The sequence below is a fragment of the Bradyrhizobium sp. STM 3843 genome (assembly GCF_000239815.1).
Classification (GTDB): domain Bacteria; phylum Pseudomonadota; class Alphaproteobacteria; order Rhizobiales; family Xanthobacteraceae; genus Bradyrhizobium.
In genome coordinates this window covers 1-19,123 of record NZ_CAFK01000345.1, presented here as the reverse complement: position 1 = coordinate 19,123, position 19,123 = coordinate 1, and the positions used below count along the sequence as shown (strand labels likewise).

The 19,123-nt window shown below is 57.7% G+C and carries 13 protein-coding genes and 2 pseudogenes; 8 read left to right on the top strand and 7 right to left on the bottom strand.

What is annotated here, in order from left to right; genetic code table 11:
- Nucleotides 1-1,597: 1,597 nt before the first annotated feature.
- The 4 genes from BRAS3843_RS37990 to BRAS3843_RS37975 are packed head-to-tail and all read left to right on the top strand — an operon-like array spanning nucleotide 1,598 to nucleotide 9,075.
- A complete protein-coding gene (locus BRAS3843_RS37990; RefSeq protein ID WP_008974620.1) occupies nucleotides 1,598-3,004 on the top strand; it encodes a radical SAM protein in 1,407 nt (468 codons plus the stop codon).
- Between the two features lie 11 nt (nucleotides 3,005-3,015).
- Nucleotides 3,016-4,149: a S41 family peptidase gene (locus BRAS3843_RS40200; protein ID WP_083841525.1), complete on the top strand. Its 1,134-nt coding sequence runs from the start codon at nucleotides 3,016-3,018 to the stop codon at nucleotides 4,147-4,149.
- Nucleotides 4,150-4,174: 25 nt separating this feature from the next.
- Nucleotides 4,175-8,539: a hypothetical protein gene (locus BRAS3843_RS37980; RefSeq protein ID WP_139025097.1), complete on the top strand. Its 4,365-nt coding sequence runs from the start codon at nucleotides 4,175-4,177 to the stop codon at nucleotides 8,537-8,539.
- Between the two features lie 8 nt (nucleotides 8,540-8,547).
- Nucleotides 8,548-9,075 (top strand): hypothetical protein, encoded by a 528-nt coding sequence (locus BRAS3843_RS37975; protein WP_008974615.1) that lies wholly within the window; start codon nucleotides 8,548-8,550, stop codon nucleotides 9,073-9,075.
- A gap of 482 nt (nucleotides 9,076-9,557) precedes the next feature.
- Here BRAS3843_RS37975 and BRAS3843_RS41175 read toward each other — a convergent pair whose 3' ends face one another.
- The 3 genes and pseudogenes from BRAS3843_RS41175 to BRAS3843_RS37965 all read right to left on the bottom strand — a co-directional run bounded on the left by BRAS3843_RS41175 (nucleotide 9,558) and on the right by BRAS3843_RS37965 (nucleotide 11,796).
- On the bottom strand, nucleotides 9,558-10,103 hold the full coding sequence (locus BRAS3843_RS41175) for a hypothetical protein (RefSeq protein ID WP_008974614.1): 546 nt from the start codon (nucleotides 10,101-10,103) through the stop codon (nucleotides 9,558-9,560).
- Between the two features lie 1,152 nt (nucleotides 10,104-11,255).
- Nucleotides 11,256-11,474, bottom strand: coding sequence for a conjugal transfer protein TraD (locus BRAS3843_RS37970; protein ID WP_035984152.1), 219 nt, complete (start codon nucleotides 11,472-11,474; stop codon nucleotides 11,256-11,258).
- A gap of 1 nt (nucleotide 11,475) precedes the next feature.
- Nucleotides 11,476-11,796, bottom strand: a pseudogene (locus BRAS3843_RS37965) (conjugal transfer protein TraD).
- A gap of 170 nt (nucleotides 11,797-11,966) precedes the next feature.
- Between BRAS3843_RS37965 and traA the strand changes: the two are divergent.
- Both traA and BRAS3843_RS37955 read left to right on the top strand, forming a co-directional pair.
- Entirely contained in the window at nucleotides 11,967-14,978 is a 3,012-nt protein-coding gene (traA, locus tag BRAS3843_RS37960; RefSeq protein ID WP_008974610.1) for a Ti-type conjugative transfer relaxase TraA, read from the top strand.
- A gap of 129 nt (nucleotides 14,979-15,107) precedes the next feature.
- A complete protein-coding gene (locus tag BRAS3843_RS37955) occupies nucleotides 15,108-15,323 on the top strand; it encodes an AlpA family transcriptional regulator (protein ID WP_008974609.1) in 216 nt (71 codons plus the stop codon).
- 390 nt (nucleotides 15,324-15,713) lie between these two features.
- Here the strand turns inward: BRAS3843_RS37955 and BRAS3843_RS40195 are convergent, their stop codons facing one another.
- Entirely contained in the window at nucleotides 15,714-15,932 is a 219-nt protein-coding gene (locus BRAS3843_RS40195; RefSeq protein WP_035984151.1) for a helix-turn-helix transcriptional regulator, read from the bottom strand.
- A gap of 121 nt (nucleotides 15,933-16,053) precedes the next feature.
- Between BRAS3843_RS40195 and BRAS3843_RS37945 the strand changes: the two genes are divergently transcribed.
- Nucleotides 16,054-16,491, top strand: coding sequence for a hypothetical protein (locus BRAS3843_RS37945; RefSeq protein ID WP_008974608.1), 438 nt, complete (start codon nucleotides 16,054-16,056; stop codon nucleotides 16,489-16,491).
- 427 nt (nucleotides 16,492-16,918) lie between these two features.
- On the opposite strand, the gene BRAS3843_RS37940 is transcribed toward BRAS3843_RS37945, so the two are convergent.
- On the bottom strand, nucleotides 16,919-17,920 hold the full coding sequence (locus BRAS3843_RS37940) for a DUF4407 domain-containing protein (RefSeq protein WP_244425567.1): 1,002 nt from the start codon (nucleotides 17,918-17,920) through the stop codon (nucleotides 16,919-16,921).
- A gap of 2 nt (nucleotides 17,921-17,922) precedes the next feature.
- On the opposite strand from BRAS3843_RS37940, the pseudogene BRAS3843_RS41170 reads away from it, so the two are divergent.
- Nucleotides 17,923-18,066, top strand: a pseudogene (locus BRAS3843_RS41170) (IS3 family transposase); the annotation flags it as partial.
- Between the two features lie 270 nt (nucleotides 18,067-18,336).
- On the opposite strand, the gene BRAS3843_RS37935 reads toward BRAS3843_RS41170, so the two are convergent.
- Both BRAS3843_RS37935 and BRAS3843_RS41790 read right to left on the bottom strand, forming a co-directional pair.
- Nucleotides 18,337-18,627, bottom strand: coding sequence for a hypothetical protein (locus tag BRAS3843_RS37935; protein ID WP_139025096.1), 291 nt, complete (start codon nucleotides 18,625-18,627; stop codon nucleotides 18,337-18,339).
- Nucleotides 18,605-19,123: hypothetical protein (locus BRAS3843_RS41790; RefSeq protein ID WP_175361193.1), on the bottom strand; the 519-nt coding region annotated here is incomplete at its 5' end. The genes BRAS3843_RS41790 and BRAS3843_RS37935, both read right to left, overlap by 23 nt.

The window sequence follows — 19,123 nt, the reverse complement described above, 5'->3', positions numbered from 1 at the left end:
AGCCGCGGGAAGCCGGTCGAAAAGGTGGCTGCAGGGTGTGAGTGGAGCCACGACGCAACCTGCACGCGGGACCGAGTCGCCCTGGCGAGGCCCTCCATATCTGCGAGGGATCGTCACCCGCCAGTCGAAGACGTCCGGCAGGATGAAGCGTTGCGCATGCTGATTTCCTTCAGCATGCGGTTAAGCTGTCCGATATCCTTGTTGGCGACCTTCAGGTGACGCAGCTTGGAAGGGTTTCGGCGGCTGAATACTTTCAAGGCGTATTCGGGCAAAAGCTACCTCAAAGCGCCATTGAACCATAATCGCTTTTGCGGTTTGTCCGAACTGGCACATGGCCTCGGATCGCCGCCCTCCCGGCCCATCCATGGGCTGAAGACTCTCAGTTTGCCAGAACACAATGCTGCGATACAGCGTCCTACGACCCAACTCGGGCCAGCCACCACCCTGAGACATCGGGGGGTTCGAGTCGGGGGGGGCGATTCACGCGTTTCCCCCTCACCCCTCAGAACTCTTCATCATCATCCGGAGGGAAAGAAAAGCGGCCTGAGGCCGTTCTCTCCGGCGCCCATTTCTGAGCCAAATGCGCGAAAAAGGGTCTCGAACCCGTGACCTCCGGCGTGAGAGGCCTGAACAAAGGCCAGCAATCGAGCTCACCAGGAAGATGAGCCGCATCTGCGCTCCACACCTTTGAAGGGCGCTTCGGCGCCGACGCATCGGAGACTTTGCTCTGTGCGGCGATGCGTCGAAAGTCGTCGCTTAGATGGCATATCAACCGGACCAACTTTAGTTTACTGCATGGGGCCTGAAACACTTATGCTTCGGTAGAGGTCCGATTTGCCATCGACCAGAGAGGTAGAGTATTTACACCAGTGACCGCCATCTCCGACCACGAAGCACCACGTTCCCATATCATCGCGCCTTTAGGCGTGAACGTGGGTTGGTTGCGGGAGATTTGAACTTGCAAAATAAGCACTGATTTAACTAGGCCGTGCACGCCCAAAACAAAGCCCAGCAATCCATTGACATTGCTGGGTTTTTTTTGGTTGTTTTTTTGGTTCGGGGGCTCGGTTTGCGATTGATAGAGCAGGAAATTCCCTGGCCGGTAACGCGCTCGGCTTTTGGGATCGCCGTCTCAGACCTCGCAAGGATTGCTGGAGCCCATTACCGTAGGCTCGACGGGTAGTTTCCTTGCATTTTAATACTTTTGGTTGATAATGCGCCGACCGCAAATTTCAGAATTCAACTTTCCCGAAGACGCAAACCGAAAGACTTGCACCGTGTGAATATTTCCCTTGAACTACTGAGAAAGGCCAAACGATGACCAAGGCTAGCGGAACAAAGGCCTACCTTATCGTATCCGATGACAAGGAGCCGGAGGTGGCACTCAAATCAGGCAAGCGATTTGAGGTTCGCACACTTGAGGTGGTAGACCCGAAACTGAATCCGTCTCAGAAAATTGCGGCTCGACTTTGCGGCGAGACGAGTTCGTGTCAGGCTTTGATTGAGATCGAATAAGGTTCGCCTACCCGGTCAACGCGCATTTTGCTTTGGCAATGCGACCCGCGCCGTGCTGGCCTAACAGCAAGGATGTCGACCAATGTGGAGGCCTTCTCGCTACAACTTTGCCGTCCGTGGGATTGACGACGAGGTTGTGCTGTTCAATGCGTCTACGGGTTCGGTCCTGAAAATCGATGGCGTCGACGCGAAAGAGCTCGCACGCGTCTTAATGGAACCTCGTCTTGAGCTATCCAGCGTCGATTTCGATGCCCAATTTTCAGTACAACTTAAGCGCGGCGGGTTCGTCGTGGATGGCGGATCTGACGAACTACTCTTAATCCGAGAGCGCTATTGGCGAGCCCGAGGCGAGACGCCCGTTGTCTTGACCCTCACCACGACCATGGATTGCAATCTTGGGTGCTACTATTGTTATGAAGAGCGATCGCCCAGTAAGCTCAAGTTCGGCGACATCGAGTCGATTGTTGATTTGGCAAAGCGTCTGGTCTCAGCGAGCAAGCGGCATGCATTACACGTCGATTGGTATGGTGGAGAGCCCCTGTTAAATTTGGACTTCCTTGAACTCGCATCGAAGGCGCTTCAAGCCTACTGCTCAGGCGCGGGCATTAATTACGTAGCATCTCTCATTAGCAATGGTACTCAGTGGCCGAGCGACATCGAAGATTTCGTTTCACGAAATCGCATTTACCAAGCTCAGATTTCGTTCGATGGCCTGCAGGAGAACCACGACAAACGGAGACATTTCAGGAAGGGGCACAAGCAACTTGGAGATTCGTCTTTCTGCCAGGCAGTAAAACTAGTCGATCGTCTTGTGAATTGCGCGAAGGTGCATGTGCGATTCAATATCGATCGGGACAATCAAGGTGACCTGATTCCGTTTATTCGGCTTGCAAGAGCTCGGGGCTGGTTCGGCGCGGCTTTTCCGATCATTTTTCAACCCGCGCGTCTCGCCACATATTCTTCGAAAGTCAAGTTCATGCGCAACTATGAGCTTTCAGTCGATGAGTATGAAGCGTTGTGCGGCCAGGCTCGAAATGAAGTAGGATCAGAAGGTCGAGTCGAGGACTCTCAAGCACCAAACGGCTTTCCACTGCCGAGGACGTCCGTGTGTGCTGCGCTAGCTACAAACTCCATTGTTGTAGGGGCTGACGGCTTAAAGTACCGATGTGGCCTTCAGGTAGGTGAAAACCATCGCGCGGTCGGCGTCATCGAGAGCCGCCAAATTGAGAAGACCGGAGTTGAGCTACCCGCAACCGATGCGAGTTGGTGGGACGCTTTTGATCCTACCAGGGCGCCAAATTGTTCACGCTGTTCGTTTCTTCCGATTTGCTGGGGAGGTTGTCCGAAAAAACATCTCGAGGGTGATCAGCACGCGCTGAGTGAGCAGGGGCAATATTGGCGCCAAAATCTGCTTCGCTTTATCGGGCGCGCGGCCAACATCGAAGTGCCGGCCGAAACTATCATTCCAGAGTCTCTACAATTCCGATAACGGGATTGTTTATGGTCGCCGGTGGCCGCACTCTTGGAAGAGAAATTGTTGAGCTACTGCAGGCCGAGTTTTGCGACCCGCAAAAGCTGAACGAATGGTCAGAAAATGGACACGCCGCTGCTTTGCTTTTGGCGGCTAAAGAAAACAACAATAGACTTGTCAATCAGCTCCTATCGCATCTTGGTGTGTCTCACACTAAGCGATTTTCGGCCGACGAAATCGACTATTATCATCTGCTGGATACGTATGCCTCTGCAGGCCTTCGGTCGCCGTTAAAGGAGCTCTTTCCAGCTGGTGTCGTTCAATATGTGGGCATTGGCGTGCTTGTCTTCGAGCAAGGAAATCGCTTTTTTGCCTCCTTCGTCGTCCCAAACGAAGCGGCTGCCGAATGCGAGATTTTGCCAGGCGACGAATTGGTCTCCGCCAATGGCCTGCCATACAAGCCTATTGCTTCGTTTCGTGGGCTTGGCGGACGAACAGTTTCCCTTCAGTTTAGAAGAGAAGCAAACGGCTCGATCACAGAGTGTCAGGTCAGACCAACTATCCTAAGACCGGCGAAGATGCTTGCCGCGGCCTCGTCGGCGAGCGCACGCGTTGTCCCTGTCCGCTCCAAGGCGATTGGATACTATAAGCCTTGGAGCCTTGCTGGCGATCGTTACTGGAAATTGCTGGTAACTACCCTCTTAGGCCCATTGCAGAGTTGCGAAGCTCTCGTCCTGGATCTACGTGGATCGATTGGAGGAGCCTCGCCAGATTTCGCGGAATTTTTCATCGGTCGTTCGCCAGAACTCAATCTTTCTGGCGCCTCAAAATTGAAACGGACAATCAATCCGCATTGGCGGAAGCGGACAATCGTGCTTGTGGACGGCACGACACGCAGTGGAAACGAGATACTCGCCTTTGCATTGCAGCGTGCCGGTGTCCTAACTGTGGGGAGCAAGACCTCAGGTGAGGTCGCTGCCGCCAAGCCATTCCTCCTGTGCGACAGATCGCTTTTGCTCATAGCCACACACCGGGTTACAGTCGACGGCAACATACTTGAGGGAATTGGAGTAAAACCGGATGTGGAGATCCATCGTCAGACCGCGTACTCTGCCGGAAAGGACGAGCAATTGAGTGTCGCTTTAGGGCTTGCGGCAGAATAGGCGTTGGCTTGCTGGGGAGCGAGCGATGATATTTAAGAGGCGCTATCAGTGCTTGCCTAGCCTGCGGGCAGCCGTCGTGGCGGGTGCATTGGCGATTGCGGGTTCACCATCGATTGCACAGGAATTGCCGCGCCACGCCGACCAACTGCGAGCCGTTCCTCCTACTACCCACCTGACCAAGGGCCAGACCGATATTCTAATCGGTCGGTGGCTGAAACTACTCGATCCCGACGACGTCGCGAGCTCGATTGCCGCCATCGATCTGCTCGACGGCGCTCCGCCAGAGTTTGTGGACGAAGTGTGGTCTAGGCTGCGAGGTAGCGACCTCATCGATCGCATTTTCGAAGCTGCGACACAGCCAGAGCGAGACCGGCTTTGGAACTCGATGGCGATCAACCGCACCAAGCTTCGCGATCTACTTTCGCGAACATATCTAGGTCGTTTGAAGTCCGGCCTCGAGAAATCTGACCGCATTATGCTCGCCGATTTGGCTGCCGTTGGGGCCGGTATGCGAGCCAAACCTCAACCAGTTACCGATGCTTTGCTAAAGACCATTGCCGACCCTCGAGTGGACGCTCAGGTCAGAGGAGAGTTTGAGGCACTTCTCCTTCAAAACCCATCCGATCTGAAATCGTTTCTGAGTGTCCTTCAGGATTGGCGACGGCAGAAAGTCCCTGACGGAATGCCGCCAAGTGAACTTCAAAACTTCGCGCGTGTTGCACTGGCCCGGATTGGGGAACCGCTCGATGACGAAGATATCACATTCATTCTGCGAACGGGCAGCCCCGATGAACAAATTCCAGTCCTAATGTTCCTAAAGCAACACGTAGATCGCGCGAGAACGCAGACGGCTGCAATCGAGCAACTGATCCGAAGCACTCGAAATCTGACAGTCTGGTCCAACGCCTCAGATGTTCTGACGACTGTAGATTCCAAGCTGATTGATCAGATTTATGCGTCGACTGACCAGACTACAGCACTGGCATCGTGGACTGGCGACATCGTCGAATCGTTCATCCTTCGCGCAACCGCGGCTCAATTTGAAGCGTTGAAGCAATGGCAGGTAGAGCCCAACGCAAAGCAACCGCCAGTTCCCGTCGATTGCCTAGAACTGCGCTGGAAAATCGCCTTTCTCCAGCGAATGAGCCTGTCCGACGAGCAGCGAATGCCGCTCCTTTGGGATTTGGTTTCAAAACGATCCACATGCCCAAGCGATATCTCCGCGGCGGTCGACACGGCGTTTTCGACGATAGGCAAAGCTCGACTGGCCGAGCTGGTAGTTCCGCTTTTGGACCGCGACGGACCCGGACGTTTGGCAGATATGAGCCTCCGCCTTCGTTCAGTCTCCGCGGCGCTTGCTGAAACTCTTTATTCGCGGCTCGACCGTCACGACGTTGCCGGAGCCGAGCGGCTTCTTGCTATTGGAGTTATTCCCTCCTCGAGCGAACTTCAAAGGCGGGGTTTTTGGCAACAAGCGCTGGGCCCGCAGCCCAATCGCGCAATAGGTGAGCTCGATCTGCAAGTGATGCAAGCGGCAGGTCAGGTCCCGGACGCGATACGTTCGAAAGTGGCCGATTTCGGCAAGGAACCCTCCGCGGATGTTCCTACAAAGAATGCAGCTCTGTTAGCCCTCGCGGGTACGGGCGACATCGCCCCGTATGTAACAACATTCCTTAATGCGCTCAGCGATGGAAACCCTGCCGTAAGTCGCCCAGCGCTGATCCTGCTAACAAATGCTTATGATCACGGAAGGCCGCCGGACAAGCCAAAACCTCCCGAAACGGACGTAATTGAGAACCTGATACTCCAGGCAGATTTAGCGGACGACGCGGATCGCCTTCTTCAGTCTTTGGTTCGGTACGACAAGGACTTTGCTCGGTTATACGCGGACAGACGACAGTGGACTCATGGCATCGCGCCGCCGTGCTTTTCACTTGCGCAAGCTCCAAAGATTGAGATGGCGGTCGCCGTATCAGTTCTCAACGCCGCGGCCACGGCGGCCACTGAAGCGGACAGGGCCAAGTTACTGGCCTGTGTCACATTGCTGGTCGAGCCGGATAGCGCGGTTGCTGGTTTCGCCAACGCCTGGAGCCGAGTTCGGGCGAGCAAACTCAAGGATGTTTTCGCGGCAATGAAGACGTTGTGGGAGGATGAATCGTTCTCTGCCAACGCAAATAACGAATTGACCGGTCGCGTCCGGATGATCGTGAGCGCTTACGACCGAGAGCTCCCGTTCGATCTCTCATCAATGGAAACGTTGCGCTATTGGAAGAACGCCCTCGCCGCCAGCGCTCCGCGCGAGGCCGATCAAGTCGGCGCGGAACTTACTCGCCGAACGTTGCTGGCCGCGATTGCGGGCATCCCAGGTGTGATTGTTCTTCACCTCCTGTTGTGGGCGATATTGCTGACGGCCTACCCTCGTTGGCCTTGGGTTCAGGCTATCGTCTTTTGGAATCCAATCGTACGCAAGATCATCGGATTCGGTTACATCGACCTGATTCTCATTCATCTTCGCCCAGCACGTCGGCGGCTGTTCTCTCCATTCAAAGCTGCATTTCTTGGAGATGTAATTGCGGAGAACGTCAACCAACTCGATAGGATCTCATATTTTAAAGAGAGCCGCGTCAGGCATCGAGCGGCGACGGAAGGAGGCACCGTATCTGAACCTGACGTCGAAATACCGATCTTACAGGCCCTGTCGAAGCATTCCGGGCGCGTGCTGCTTCTCGGAAAGTCTGGTCTCGGGAAGTCAAGTTTCCTTAGATACTCGCTTTCCGCTCGCGCCCAGCAAGATCGCGACGTCATTGTTTACCTGCGTGCAGATCAATGCCGGCAGGGCGTAGAAGCCGAAATTGACCAGCGAATGGGCGATATCGGACGGGATCAGAGCCTTTTAAAAGCAATGATCTGGGCCGGACGTATCTTCGTTTACATTGACGGCTATAACGAAGTCGATCTGGCGACGCAGGATCTAATTACTGGCTTTCTTTCTCGATATCCTTCAGCCAACATTTTGGTTGCCAGTCAGATTCCTCTACGGGGCCTAAGCACGATCGAAACGTTCGGCATGCTTCCTTTGTCGGATGATCAAATTCGTGCATTCCTGGCTTCTCGCGAAGCCGTTCTCGCTCAGGATGCACCGGTACGGGGACATCAATATGAGCAAACTGCGAATGGCTTTCTCGAGGAGGTCGCTTCAAGAGCCAACGATGACGCCGAGCGCAAGGCGTTCGATGAGATCCTTTCGAATCCCATGGACCTAACCTCGGTAGCAATCCTCCTGGGCGACGGCCGCATACCAGATCTGTTCGCGCTAGAGGCCCAGCAGTTTGAAACCGTATCAAGGAGACTCGCTCAAACAGGAACCTCATTTCGCACCGAAGCGTTTTCGGCGGCTGTCCTTGAGCAGCGCGTACGGGATCAGGAAAACCTCGAGAGTTTACCGTTCCGGCCAGAGGTCGTTGCGCTCATTACAGGGAAGCTCGCGATCGTACGCACAGACTCCGACGATGCAGGTCGGCTCGCTGCTCAGGAAATCCGATTTCGGCACGATCGCATTCGGGACTTCTTCACGCATTTTGCGTTTATGACTATGGACCCAGCGAAGCGAGAACAATTTGCGGAAGATGCGAGGTTTGCTGGAGTTTTCCCTTATCTTGCGCGGGCCTTGCCTTCGGACGAAGCCGAAGAACTGCGAGAACGCCTAATACAGCGGGCCGCGGAAATCGAGGATCATCGCGTCAGCGATAGCTTTGTCCGAGAATATAGCTGGCGACAAAGGCTGTCAGCGCGAGACCCAGAGTGGATGTTGACATATGACTTGGTCGAAGCTCGAAACGCCGATACGCAACTGTCTGTAGTTTCCGAGAAGCGACAGGAAATCGACCAGGACATCAACCAGCTGCGCACTGTGATCGCGCAATGCCGACAGCGAACACGAATACTTACGACTTGCGACTCGAATACATTGCGGGACCTCGCGATCGACATTTTGGTCTGTTTTGGTGCATCGCGCGACGCTACCGAGGTTGCCGAACAGGTCCAGGATTTACGTAGTCCTTTCGGACAACCAATTCGCGTCATTGGGCTTGGGCAGCCCGATAAAATCAAGGCATTTCATGTCGAGATGCTCATTTCTCGATTCAAGGGAAATCTGGATTCGATGCTTGTTGTTACCAATTCCATGGTCGCCCTCGATCCGAGGGATCGGGATCCCGATCTGGAGCCCCGATCCGAGACGGCTCTCAGAGAAGCCGGCGGGACCGTAATAAGCGCGCGCGAACTTTATGGCGAATTTCTCAAAAGCGGTAAACAGCCCCTCACATCCGACTTTTGGAACCGATTGGCTAGCGAACAAAGCGGCGCTAGTGCCAAAAAGGCGTTGCCATGATCAGACCCATGATCGTTGCGGTCCTTACTGTGCGTTTGTTCGTGTGGCCGGCTGCCGCTGCGCAATTCCAAAGTGATTATCTTAAGTTCGAACTACCCACCGGCTGGACCTGCGAACTGGAACAAACGGACTTTGTTTGCAACCCGTCGCATGCGGACGGCGAGGCAGTTGGGGCCATAATGATCCTGACGGCAAAATTTGCTGGTCCTAATGATACACTTAGCGACTTTAAGCGGCACCTCGATCAGCGGGCGGAAGAACTCGGCCCGCAGGCGATACTCAGGGCCCCGGCTTTCGTTGTTATCGAAAACACACTTTGGGTCGACGCGACCCTGATTGGGTCCGAAATGGCGAGCTACGATAGCCGGTATCTGGCAACGACCCGTGATCAAATCGCTATTTTATTTACGTTCTCGGCCCACCACTCCGTCTACGACCAGCTGTTAGGCGCGGCCGTCGAAGCGGTCCATACGCTTCAGATGGTCGACGACTGGAAGCGACAAATGCCCACCGACAAAGCGCTTCCAGCACGATAGCGACTTTACTGCGTCGCGGACAGCCAGATACCGCCATACTCACTGAAGCGACTCAAGAACTGCACCAAGAGCTACCGAAATCGAAACGTCAATCCTGAAATTCGGGATCGCAGACTACCGGAATCGACCAGCCCTTTGCAGTGACGCAACTCACCCAAATTGCGTGAGCGAACCCAACATTTTGGACCAATATTCCATGAAGGTACGCAAGAGGAACCCATCAGCAATCAACGGGTCCAGCCCACCGTATCGTAACCGCGGGGCAACAGCACGCCCATGACCACCGTTGGCAAAAGATCGTCCTGGCAAACGTCATTGCCTTGCCAGCAACCTTGCATTGCTCCGATCCAAGGAACCGGTGGAATGTCAATCGGCGTTCACAAACTTGCCCCCTCATCGGCGTCCAATATTGCGGGCCGAATAGCAGTAGAAGCATTCGCGCAGTCGTTACGATTCCTCATTCCCTTCCCACACATAGGCTCTCAGAATTTCGGGGGGGGGGCCGCGGCGGGTCGTTGTTGTGATTTCGACGTGCTCGTCGCTACAGGCTTTTGGTTTTGGAGATCGATCTTCCAGCCGCACTCGTTGAAAGTAGCTCCTTTCGGCGCGTTATCGTCTGGAAGTTGAACATCCATTTCAGCAGTATCGGTCACCAGCTTCGCAGTACCTTTACATGTAGTAGCTTGGATGGGACGCTCAAAGCCACCAGCACGACAAGGATCAACTTTGTAGTCCCCGGGACCTCCCTGAGTCATAGCCGCAATAAATAGGCCGGTATCCGCTACAAAGTCGCTGTTAGGTAATGGCTCCGTAGATATCCCTTGTGCGAACCAAATATCTAATCCGTATGGAGTGTTGTTTTGTAGCTCCATTAGCGTTGTGCGATACTTTGCATAGAAGCTGCACTTGTCTTCGTCTAAAGCTGCCTGCGGTGATTTTGCGGTGACCCTACTTCCGACCTGTTGCCCTTGAGCTGCAGCGATAGCGATTACAATTATAATGCAGAAAGCGCTAATTACGCGGAACATAGCTTTGCCTCCTCCTCGAAGCCGCGTGCGGCGGTAAATATTGAATCCTTTATCCGTTAGATACTTTCGAGAGCTGGGGAGCGACCGGATACCTCAGCAATTTCCGTTAGGGCAATTCGACCCGCAGCTATGGCAGTAATAACAGCCACATTGGGCGTTCTGTCTCATGCACCAGCCTGCATTGCCAAATTGCGACTCGCAAGACTCGCAACCGCTATTGCCAGCCCAACCGCCGCATCCGCTGTCTGCGCGTGCCTGCCATGGAAAAGCTACCGACGCGACCGCCGCTCCGGCGAGGGCCAGCGCAAAGCGCAGCGCTAAGCGCCTAGAAGGATCTGTGCGCTTTGGAGTTCGACTCATCAGTGATGCATTTCTTGTGATATGCAGCAGCCATAACACCGTAAACAAAACCGCCGCACCGAAACTCAACCACATTACTTTGAAGTTGAACGCAAAATCCCCAAGCAGGCAGCACCACGACAACATCATGGCCAAGAAAGATATACGCATGCACGTTGGGCACGTACCAATGAAGCGCATGTCGAACACACGCACGGCTTTCCGCAAACATGTCATTGCTCTGATCCCCCTGCCTTCGCGCTGGTCTCGCCAGCGACAATCGCGCTCTCGATTAATTCGATCTAGGCTGCAAAAGACGATCGCTACTACTATTAGTGATATCACCTGTGGTCGTCAATATGATCAAACACAACGACAGCTATCCGGTCGCCTCGATGCGAAAGATGGTAGTAACGGGATACGGCGCTCTCCAAATCGGTAAGCCCATTCATCGCATGCCTGGGGTGGGCGGCACCGCGGCCAATCTCGCTTAACGCTCGAACCACGGAGCGACGGTGGCGGAGATACCAGTCGTCGAAAGCGTCGCCCATCCGATGCCCAGTAGGAAGAAGCTCTACCCGCCCGTGTTGCTCGTCACGGCCGCTGCGACGGCACTTAGTTGCGCTTCACTGTATTTTGGTGACATCCCGCAACGTCTGCCGTCCGTCGGCACGGTTTAGGTTTCGTGTGGAGCCCCGTCCTTCATCTTATCGGTTGCTTGACCGCGGCCTACGCGCCTTTTGAGAAAGCAGCAAACGACACTTCGAGCGTTGTTAGCGACGGCAACGGCATCGGCCTTACTGCGGCGCGCTTTCAGTCATTCTCAAGCGCCTGCTTCCCCTTCGTGGCCCAGAGCGCCCGCGCTCGTTCGCTTTGATCGCTTTGGAGTTTGTCGGCTATCCAGAGTGGCGCGCCGAAGATGGTGGCGCGATCATCGCCGGTCAGGTCCACGACACGAGCTTTGACGACGAGGCCGCCGAGTTCGATGAGATGTCGCGTGCGCTTGCGGCGCTCGAGCTGCCATGCGCGCATATCATGCCGCGCCCTTGCGGCCTGATGCCGGTTGCGCGCCGTCCAATTGCGCCGAAGCGCCGCCAGGGTTGCGGTCAGCTGCTGACGGAGTTCGCCGGGACCGTCCCTAAAAGAACGCGACCCCGCGCCTGGCCCATGCCTCTCCGGCCTCCTTCGTCTCGGCCAGCACGATCAGCGCGCCAGCCAGTTCATCGGCGGTGAGCGTGTCAGCGCCGGTAGCGATGACCAATTCGCCGAGCTGTCGTACCTTTCGGGTTTTCAGTCTGCGCGCCTTGTCTTCGAGCGCCTTCAGGTCCGCATCAAAGTCCCGCGGTTTGCGCATCGTCACCTCCATCGTGTTGATGGAGAAATGATAGCCGGACACCGGGCGGAATGCTGTAAGGTGATCAGGACTGCTTGAGACGGCGTAATCCCTCCCGAGATTTTTTCGAGGGAGGGCGCGCTTATACGTCGTGCCGACGTGCGCTTCGCCGTGTAGATGATCCGGCCGCGATGGCGATCTATCATCTTCACGTCAAGGTCATCGGCCGGAAGGCCGGGAGCAGTGCGGTGGCATCGGCGGCCTACCGCTCGGGCTCGCGGCTGCGCGACGAGCGCTTGGACCGCAGCCACGACTTTTCTGGCAAGCGCGGCGTCGTCCATTCCGAGGTGATGCTACCGGAGAATGCGCCGCAGGCATGGAGAGACCGCGAACGGCTGTGGAACGATGTCGAGGCATTCGAGGTCCGCAAGGATGCCCAGCTTGCCCGCGAGGTCGAATTTGCCCTTCCCCGCGAGATGAGTGAGGCTCAGGGCATCGAACTGGCTCGCGACTTCGTTCGGGGTGAGTTCGTAGGTCTGGGCATGATCGCCGACCTCAATGTGCATTGGGACGTGACCGAGGACGGCATGCCCAAACCGCATGCCCGTGTCATGCTGACGATGCGCGCGGTGGACGAGAACGGCTTTGGCCAGAAGGTGCGGGACTGGAACCGCACCGAGATGGTGGAGCGCTGGCGCGAACGCTGGGCCGAGCTTGCCAATGAGCGGCTTGCCGAACTCGATATTGATGCGCGGATCGACCATCGCAGTCTGGAAGCGCAGGGTATCGCACTGGAGCCGCAAACCCAGATCGGCGCACCCGCCAAGCGCATTGAGGACCGCCGCATCGAGAGCGAAGGCAGCGAGGCCGATCGCGCCGAGATGCACCGCGAGATCGCGCGCAGCAATGGCGCGCAGATCATCGCTGATCCCTCCCTTGGGCTGGACGCGATCACCCGGCAACAATCGACCTTCACACTGCGCGACATGGCGAGGTTTGCGCACCGGCACAGCGACGGGATCGACCAGTTTAACGACGTCATGAGTGCGATGCGCAGCGCACCTGGTCTGGTCGAACTCGGCAACGACGGTCGCGGCGAGGATCGGTTCACCACCCGCGAGATGATCGAGGCCGAACAACGCCTGCACAGCGCCGCCGAACTCATGGCAGAACGGGAACGCCATGTGGTGCTGGACGCGGACCGCGAGGCCGCTTTGGCACGCGCGGAAGCGCGGGGCCTTGTGCTTTCCGGCGAACAAGCCGAGGCACTGGCGCATATCACCGATGGGCGCGATCTCGGCATTGTCGTCGGCCATGCCGGCACCGGAAAGAGCGCGATGCTGGGCGTGGCGCGGGACGCCTGGCAAGCGGCGGGCTACGAGGTCCGGGGCGTGGCGCTGTCCGGTATCGCGGCGGAAACTCTCGAAAGCGGATCGGGCATTGTGTCACGCACCATCGCCAGCGTGGAGCATGGCTGGGAACAGGGCCGCGACCTGCTCACGCCGCGCGATGTGCTGGTGATCGACGAGGCGGGTATGGTCGGGACGCGCCAGTTGGAGCGCGTGCTGTCCCATGCTGCCGAGGCCGGCGCCAAGATCGTGCTGGTCGGCGATCCGCAACAACTGCAAGCCATCGAGGCCGGCGCGGCGTTCCGCTCGATCCATGAGCGACATGGCGGGGCGGAAATCGGCGAAGTGCGCCGTCAGCGGGAGGACTGGCAGCGCGACGCCACGCGCGATCTGGCCAATCGCCGAACCCGCAACGCGCTCGAAGCCTATCGCTCCCACGGCATGGTGCATGAGGCCCGGACACGCGAGCAGGCGCGCGACAAGCTGATCGAGCGCTGGGACCGCGACCGGCAGGCGTGGCCCGACAAGAGCCGGATCATCCTCACCCACACCAATGATGAAGTCCGGAACCTGAACGAGGCAGCGCGCGAGCGGATGCGGGCCGCCGGCGATCTAGGAGATGACGTCCGCCTGACAGTCGAACGCGGCGCGAGAAATTTTGCCAGCGGTGATCGCCTCATGTTCCTGCAGAACGAGCGCGGGCTTGGCGTCAAGAACGGCACGCTCGGAACCATCGAGCAGGTCAGTGCGCAATCCATAACCGTGCAGACCGACGATGGCCGATCCGTGAAGTTCGACCTGAAAGTCTACAACAAGATCGACCACGGCTATGCGGCGACCATCCACAAGGCGCAGGGCATGACGGTGGACCGCGCCCATGTGCTGGCGACGCCCGGCATGGACGCCCACGGCAGCTATGTCGCCCTGTCGCGGCACCGCGACGGCATGGACCTGCATTATGGCCGCGATGAATTTGCGGGTCAGGACCGGCTTGTCCGCACCCTGTCGCGCGACCGGTCCAAGGACATGGCCTCGGACTACGACCGTGCCGATCCGGCACAGAGCTACGCCGAGCGGCGCGGGATCACCTTCCGCGAGCGCGTGGCCGAGATCGTGCGCAAGGTCATGCCCGAGCAGGTACGCAACATGTTTGACGGCCTTCGCTCTCCGTCAGATATGCCCGACCCGGATGGTGGACGAAGGCCGGTGCGGGAAACGCCGGAAAGGGAAAGGAGCGGTACGGGAGCCGCGGGGCGCGAGACCGAAGCGCCGGAAAGGAAGGTGGCGGACGAGGCGGAAAAGGAATTGCGTCGCGTGCGTACCCGCGCGCTCGTGCGTCATGCCCGCGCCGTCGATGCGATCTTCGAGGCGCAGGAGATGGGCGGCGAGGCCAGTCCCGAGCAGGTGAAAGAACTGCAAAAGGCCCGCCGGGCCTTCGAGGAGGTGCGGCCCTATGGCTCGCGCGATGCCGAAGCCGCCTACAAGAAGAACCCGGAGCTCGCCCGCGAGGCGGCCGGCGGCCGGGTCGACCGCGCCATCCGCGCGCTCCAGCTCGAGACCGAACTGCGCGTCGCCCCTGGCCGCCGCGCCGACCGTTTCGTGGAGGACTGGCAGAGGCTCGACCAGGCCAGCCTGCGCCAGTATCGGGCAGGCGATTTCTCCGGCTACAGAGCCACGCGCTCGGCGATGGGCGACATGGCAAGAAGCCTCGAACGCGATCCGCAACTGGAATCCCTCCTCGACAATCGCAAGCGGGAGCTCGGCATCGCCTTCGAGTCAGGCCGCCGGCTCGGCCTCGAACTCGCCTTCTCCCACGGCATCGATCTTGGCCGAGGCCGGGGCATCGGAATTTGAACATCCGATTTACCGCCGATTCTTCGCCACGGTACGGCACGTCGAAAAACCCTCTTGCGTGCCCTTGGACGCCTTCCTTGTCTGCTCTCAGCAGCCGTCAGAAACAGCCAACAGGAGGCAGCGCAGCCCATGCGCGAACCTGACCGTATCATCCGTTTGAAAACCGTCCTCGATAGGACCGGGCTGTCCCGGTCCACCATTTACCGCAAGATCGCCGACGGCACGTTCCCGGCTCAACTCAAAATCAGCACCAACGGGACCGGCTGGCATGAATCCGACATCAACCGCTGGATCGCAGATCCGGTATCGTGGCGTCCGAAAGGCGAATTCGATGAAGTCCGGTGACGAGTAGAAGCTGGCGGTCGTGATGGAGACCGCGCAGTCTCCTTGACGGAGCCACGTCATCTGTACCCGTCGCTGGAGAGCTGCAGCATGCTACACTGTGCTGGCTCGTCCCAAGGCGACGAGGCTGAACTCAGGCGCTCGGGCTCCAATGCGCTGGAACAGGGTGAGGACCGTCAGCGGAAGGCGTGGAAGGAGGCGGAAACAGGGCCGTAACGCTGAAGCGATCATGGTCACGCTGGCTGCTACACGGAACCTCACTCCGACTGTTACCGTGATCGTGGGCGTCACGGTCATGCCTAGGGTTAAGGTCACACGGCGCTCATGACACCGGTCAACTCGCCGCTAGCGTCGTAGCAATGGCGGTGAACCATACAGCGGCTTCACACTGTGTCAGCGGCTCAATCGGACACCGGGTTGGTCGCCATCGATGAATTCAACGCCCGCCGCTTCGAGTGCGCGCCGAATAGCAGCCAAATTATTGACCGAAGGGATCCTCCGGCCTTTTTCAAAGTCACGGATAGTGCTCTCGCTCAGGTTGGACCGAGCAGCCAATTCCGCTTGTGACCAGTCGAGCAAGCCCCGAGCTGCCCGAGATTGATCAGGAGTCATCACAGTACTTTTTCAAGGAAAGTCACGTTTTCCGTCTATCAATCACGAAAAGCGTTGACATCCGCGAATTTAGACGGTATCCGTTTATTTCTAACGGTTTTCGTTGGCCGGTTTGAAATAGATGACTCGTAATCACGAGGCGGGCCTTCCTTCTCAATCGGGCGCCTGGTCAGGTGATACCGTTGCAGTAGCGCTTCAGGAAAACGGTGCGCGCGAGAATGACGCTACCCTCCTAGCGCTTGAGACGCGATTCAATGCCCTGGTCGCAGAGCTCGATCATGTCGTACAGCGTCATCGCGGAGAAGCTCTCACGAAAGAGGCCGAGGCGACCCTTGCCCATCTCGACCCCGTCGAACGGGCGATCATGGAGACGCCAGCGTGCACGATCGCCGGATTGGGCGTAAAGGCGCGCCACGCCGCCTATGTCTTGTCCGAATACTGGGAAACCCCCATCGACCGGATTGATTGGGATGCACGGGCCATACGCCTCCTGATCGAAGCAATCTGCGACATCGCCCGCACGCCATTGCCCCTTGGCTCATTGAGAGACGGCGGATAGTCCGCGCGATAGACGTTAAGCTTCTGTGCAAAGCGCGCCAGGAATGAACAAAACGAATGAGCATCGTATCGATCATGGCCACGATCCTCGAACAGGAATTGCGAGAACGCGGCATTCTTGGGCTAACCCAACTTGATTGCGAGACAATCGTCCACAGCCTGATTGAACGTACGGCTAAACTTGAGGCTGACATCAAACGGAAGCGTACTTCAGCGACCGCACCTGAGAGATCCGTGTAGCTCCATTTCGGTACGATCTATTTTCCACGCCAGTTCGATCTCTGAGGCATCAGCACCGGCGGTGCATAGGGTGTGAAAACTCTCTTGCTTTCCTTCCTTGGCTTGCTGCCTGGCTTTCGTATTAAGTGCATCCTTGGCCGTGGTTTGCTTTTCGCACGGCTCAAACCGCAATCTTTCTCTGTTCGGGCTCAGCGTGAGCCTGCACGCGTCGTGTTGATGCCGGCAGCGAGCAGGAGCATCACCGCCATCGGATCGAGAACAGCGACAAGCGCCAGAGTGAGCAGCCGTACCGGTCGCTCAAGGTCGGTTGCCGGCATACCCATCAGTTCGGCAAGATATCGCACCGGGCCGACATCGGCCTCAGCGCGCCGGCGCTGGGCCTCAATCTTGGCTTTCTCGATCTGCAGGCTCGCAAGCGCCTGCCCTTCTCGCTGCCGCTCCGCAACGATGTCCGCGCGCTCGCGGCGCTTCTGGTCAGCGATCGTCATCGCGCCAAGGGGGCGGCCCAGCCGTGTCGCTTCCTCGATGGCCGCATCGATCTGGGCGACGCGCCGATCAAGGTCTGCCACGGTCCTGATTTGGATCGCGAGCCGAACCTCGATATCTGCGGTTCTGTCCGCAAGCGCCTGATCGACGACCGCCATATGCTCGAGATGAGCGCGCGTGAGGAAGCCGAACACGCCGACCGCATTCAGGCTCATCAACACGCCGATCATCACGACGAGGACCAGGCGCAGGAGGAATGGCGCAGAGTTCCAATGCTCGGCCAGCCACGCCGCAGCGACGAGCTTGCCGGCTTCCAGCGTAGCGCCCATGGTGATGATGGGCCAGAACGCGCCGGCAAAGATTGCGGTGAGGCCATCAATGGAGAAGGCGGCCGATACGGATGCGAGCGCCAGCGCCACGATGAGGGCCGCCAGCTTGACCGGTGTCACGGCACGCCGTGCCACCGTGGTCGGTGTCACAGTGACACCGACCGCCTCGGTAACGGTTGGAGTAACATCGGTAACAGCCGGCGTAACAGACATGGTGACGACGATCGCTCCCGCGTTACGACGGATCAGGCCGGCTTCCTCCCACGCCTTCAACCGGCGACTGGCCCGCATCCTGTTCCAGCCCCACTGGCGCGCGAGCTCCGCAGCGCTGGCAATCACATGTCCATTCGGCTGAGCGCGCAGGGTCTCGTTCAAAATACCAGACGCCGGCGGCCTATGCCGCCAATCTCACCGAAACGGGCGATCGGCTGCGCAACCCCGACCAGCTCCGCCGATCGCCCGTTGCTCCACCCGCGCCAATCGGCGTACAACCCAACAGGACTCTAACTGCTGCTGGATGAAACTTCGGGGGCAGGTCATCACGGCCAACGCAGAGGTTGACGCTGTTGTTCACTCAAAAGCTTTCTCAAGCTGCCCTGAGTACGTTGGATAATTGGTTCGGAGCAGCGGCGGTTCAGGCAGCGTCATTCTAGCCGTCATGGCGAAAAGGTTTCATGCGTCTGCCCAGCCGGGCAATAGAAGGTCGTCGCGGGGTGCAAAGAGACAAACAGGCCCGGCACATTCCAAAAAGATAACATTGGGGCCGCCCCTCGGAGCAAAGAACTCAGATGCTAAAGCGACATCGCCTGCATTTCTAACTTCTGGAAGGCCTTCGTCGTCACCAGTTCAGGCGCCTCGTCCTTCAGCTTTTCCAGGGCCTTATTCAGCCCATACAGGCTCCGATTTGGTGCGTCACCCGCGACCGCCGTCAGAAGGTTGAGCATTTGACGAGGGGCGACAGCGTAGATATCCGGCTTGACCTCCGAGATGGAAAATACGCTCGAATGGCCACGCGGGTCTTCGGGCCGGATGAATGGGATGATGACCGGCGCGGCGTCTTCAAAGGCTTGACCGGTCGCCAACAATAGCTGAACGAGCTTGAAGGTTGGCCTGCGATGTTTGCAGCTCTGCATCAAGCGGCCACGCTCCTTTAAAGACCGGCCCAACGATGTTCTGCCATGTTGCCTTTTCTTTGTCTGGCTTAGCTGCCTCCATTTCGAAGGCCAACCGATGCGCAAAAGACCATAAGGCCTCACTGCCGCTTGTTCGCAGCACGGAACGCACCTCAATTGGTGTTAATGGATATTCAGTACTCCCCGCTTGCTTCGCCAACAGAAGAACCGCAAGCCACTCCGAGAATGCCCGGATATCTTCCAACGGCACCTCTTGGCGCGAAAACAGCTCCAGAAACGGCCTCTTTGTTAACGCAAACAACCGTGCTGACCCGATATAGCTCGAATACTTACGGGCTGACCACATTGCGAGCGCATCCGGCGAACTCCAATCGTAGGAAGGAAGAATATGGGCTTCGGTCCAGGTTGGCGCGCGCTCGAATAGAAATGAAACGGCGGCCGAAAT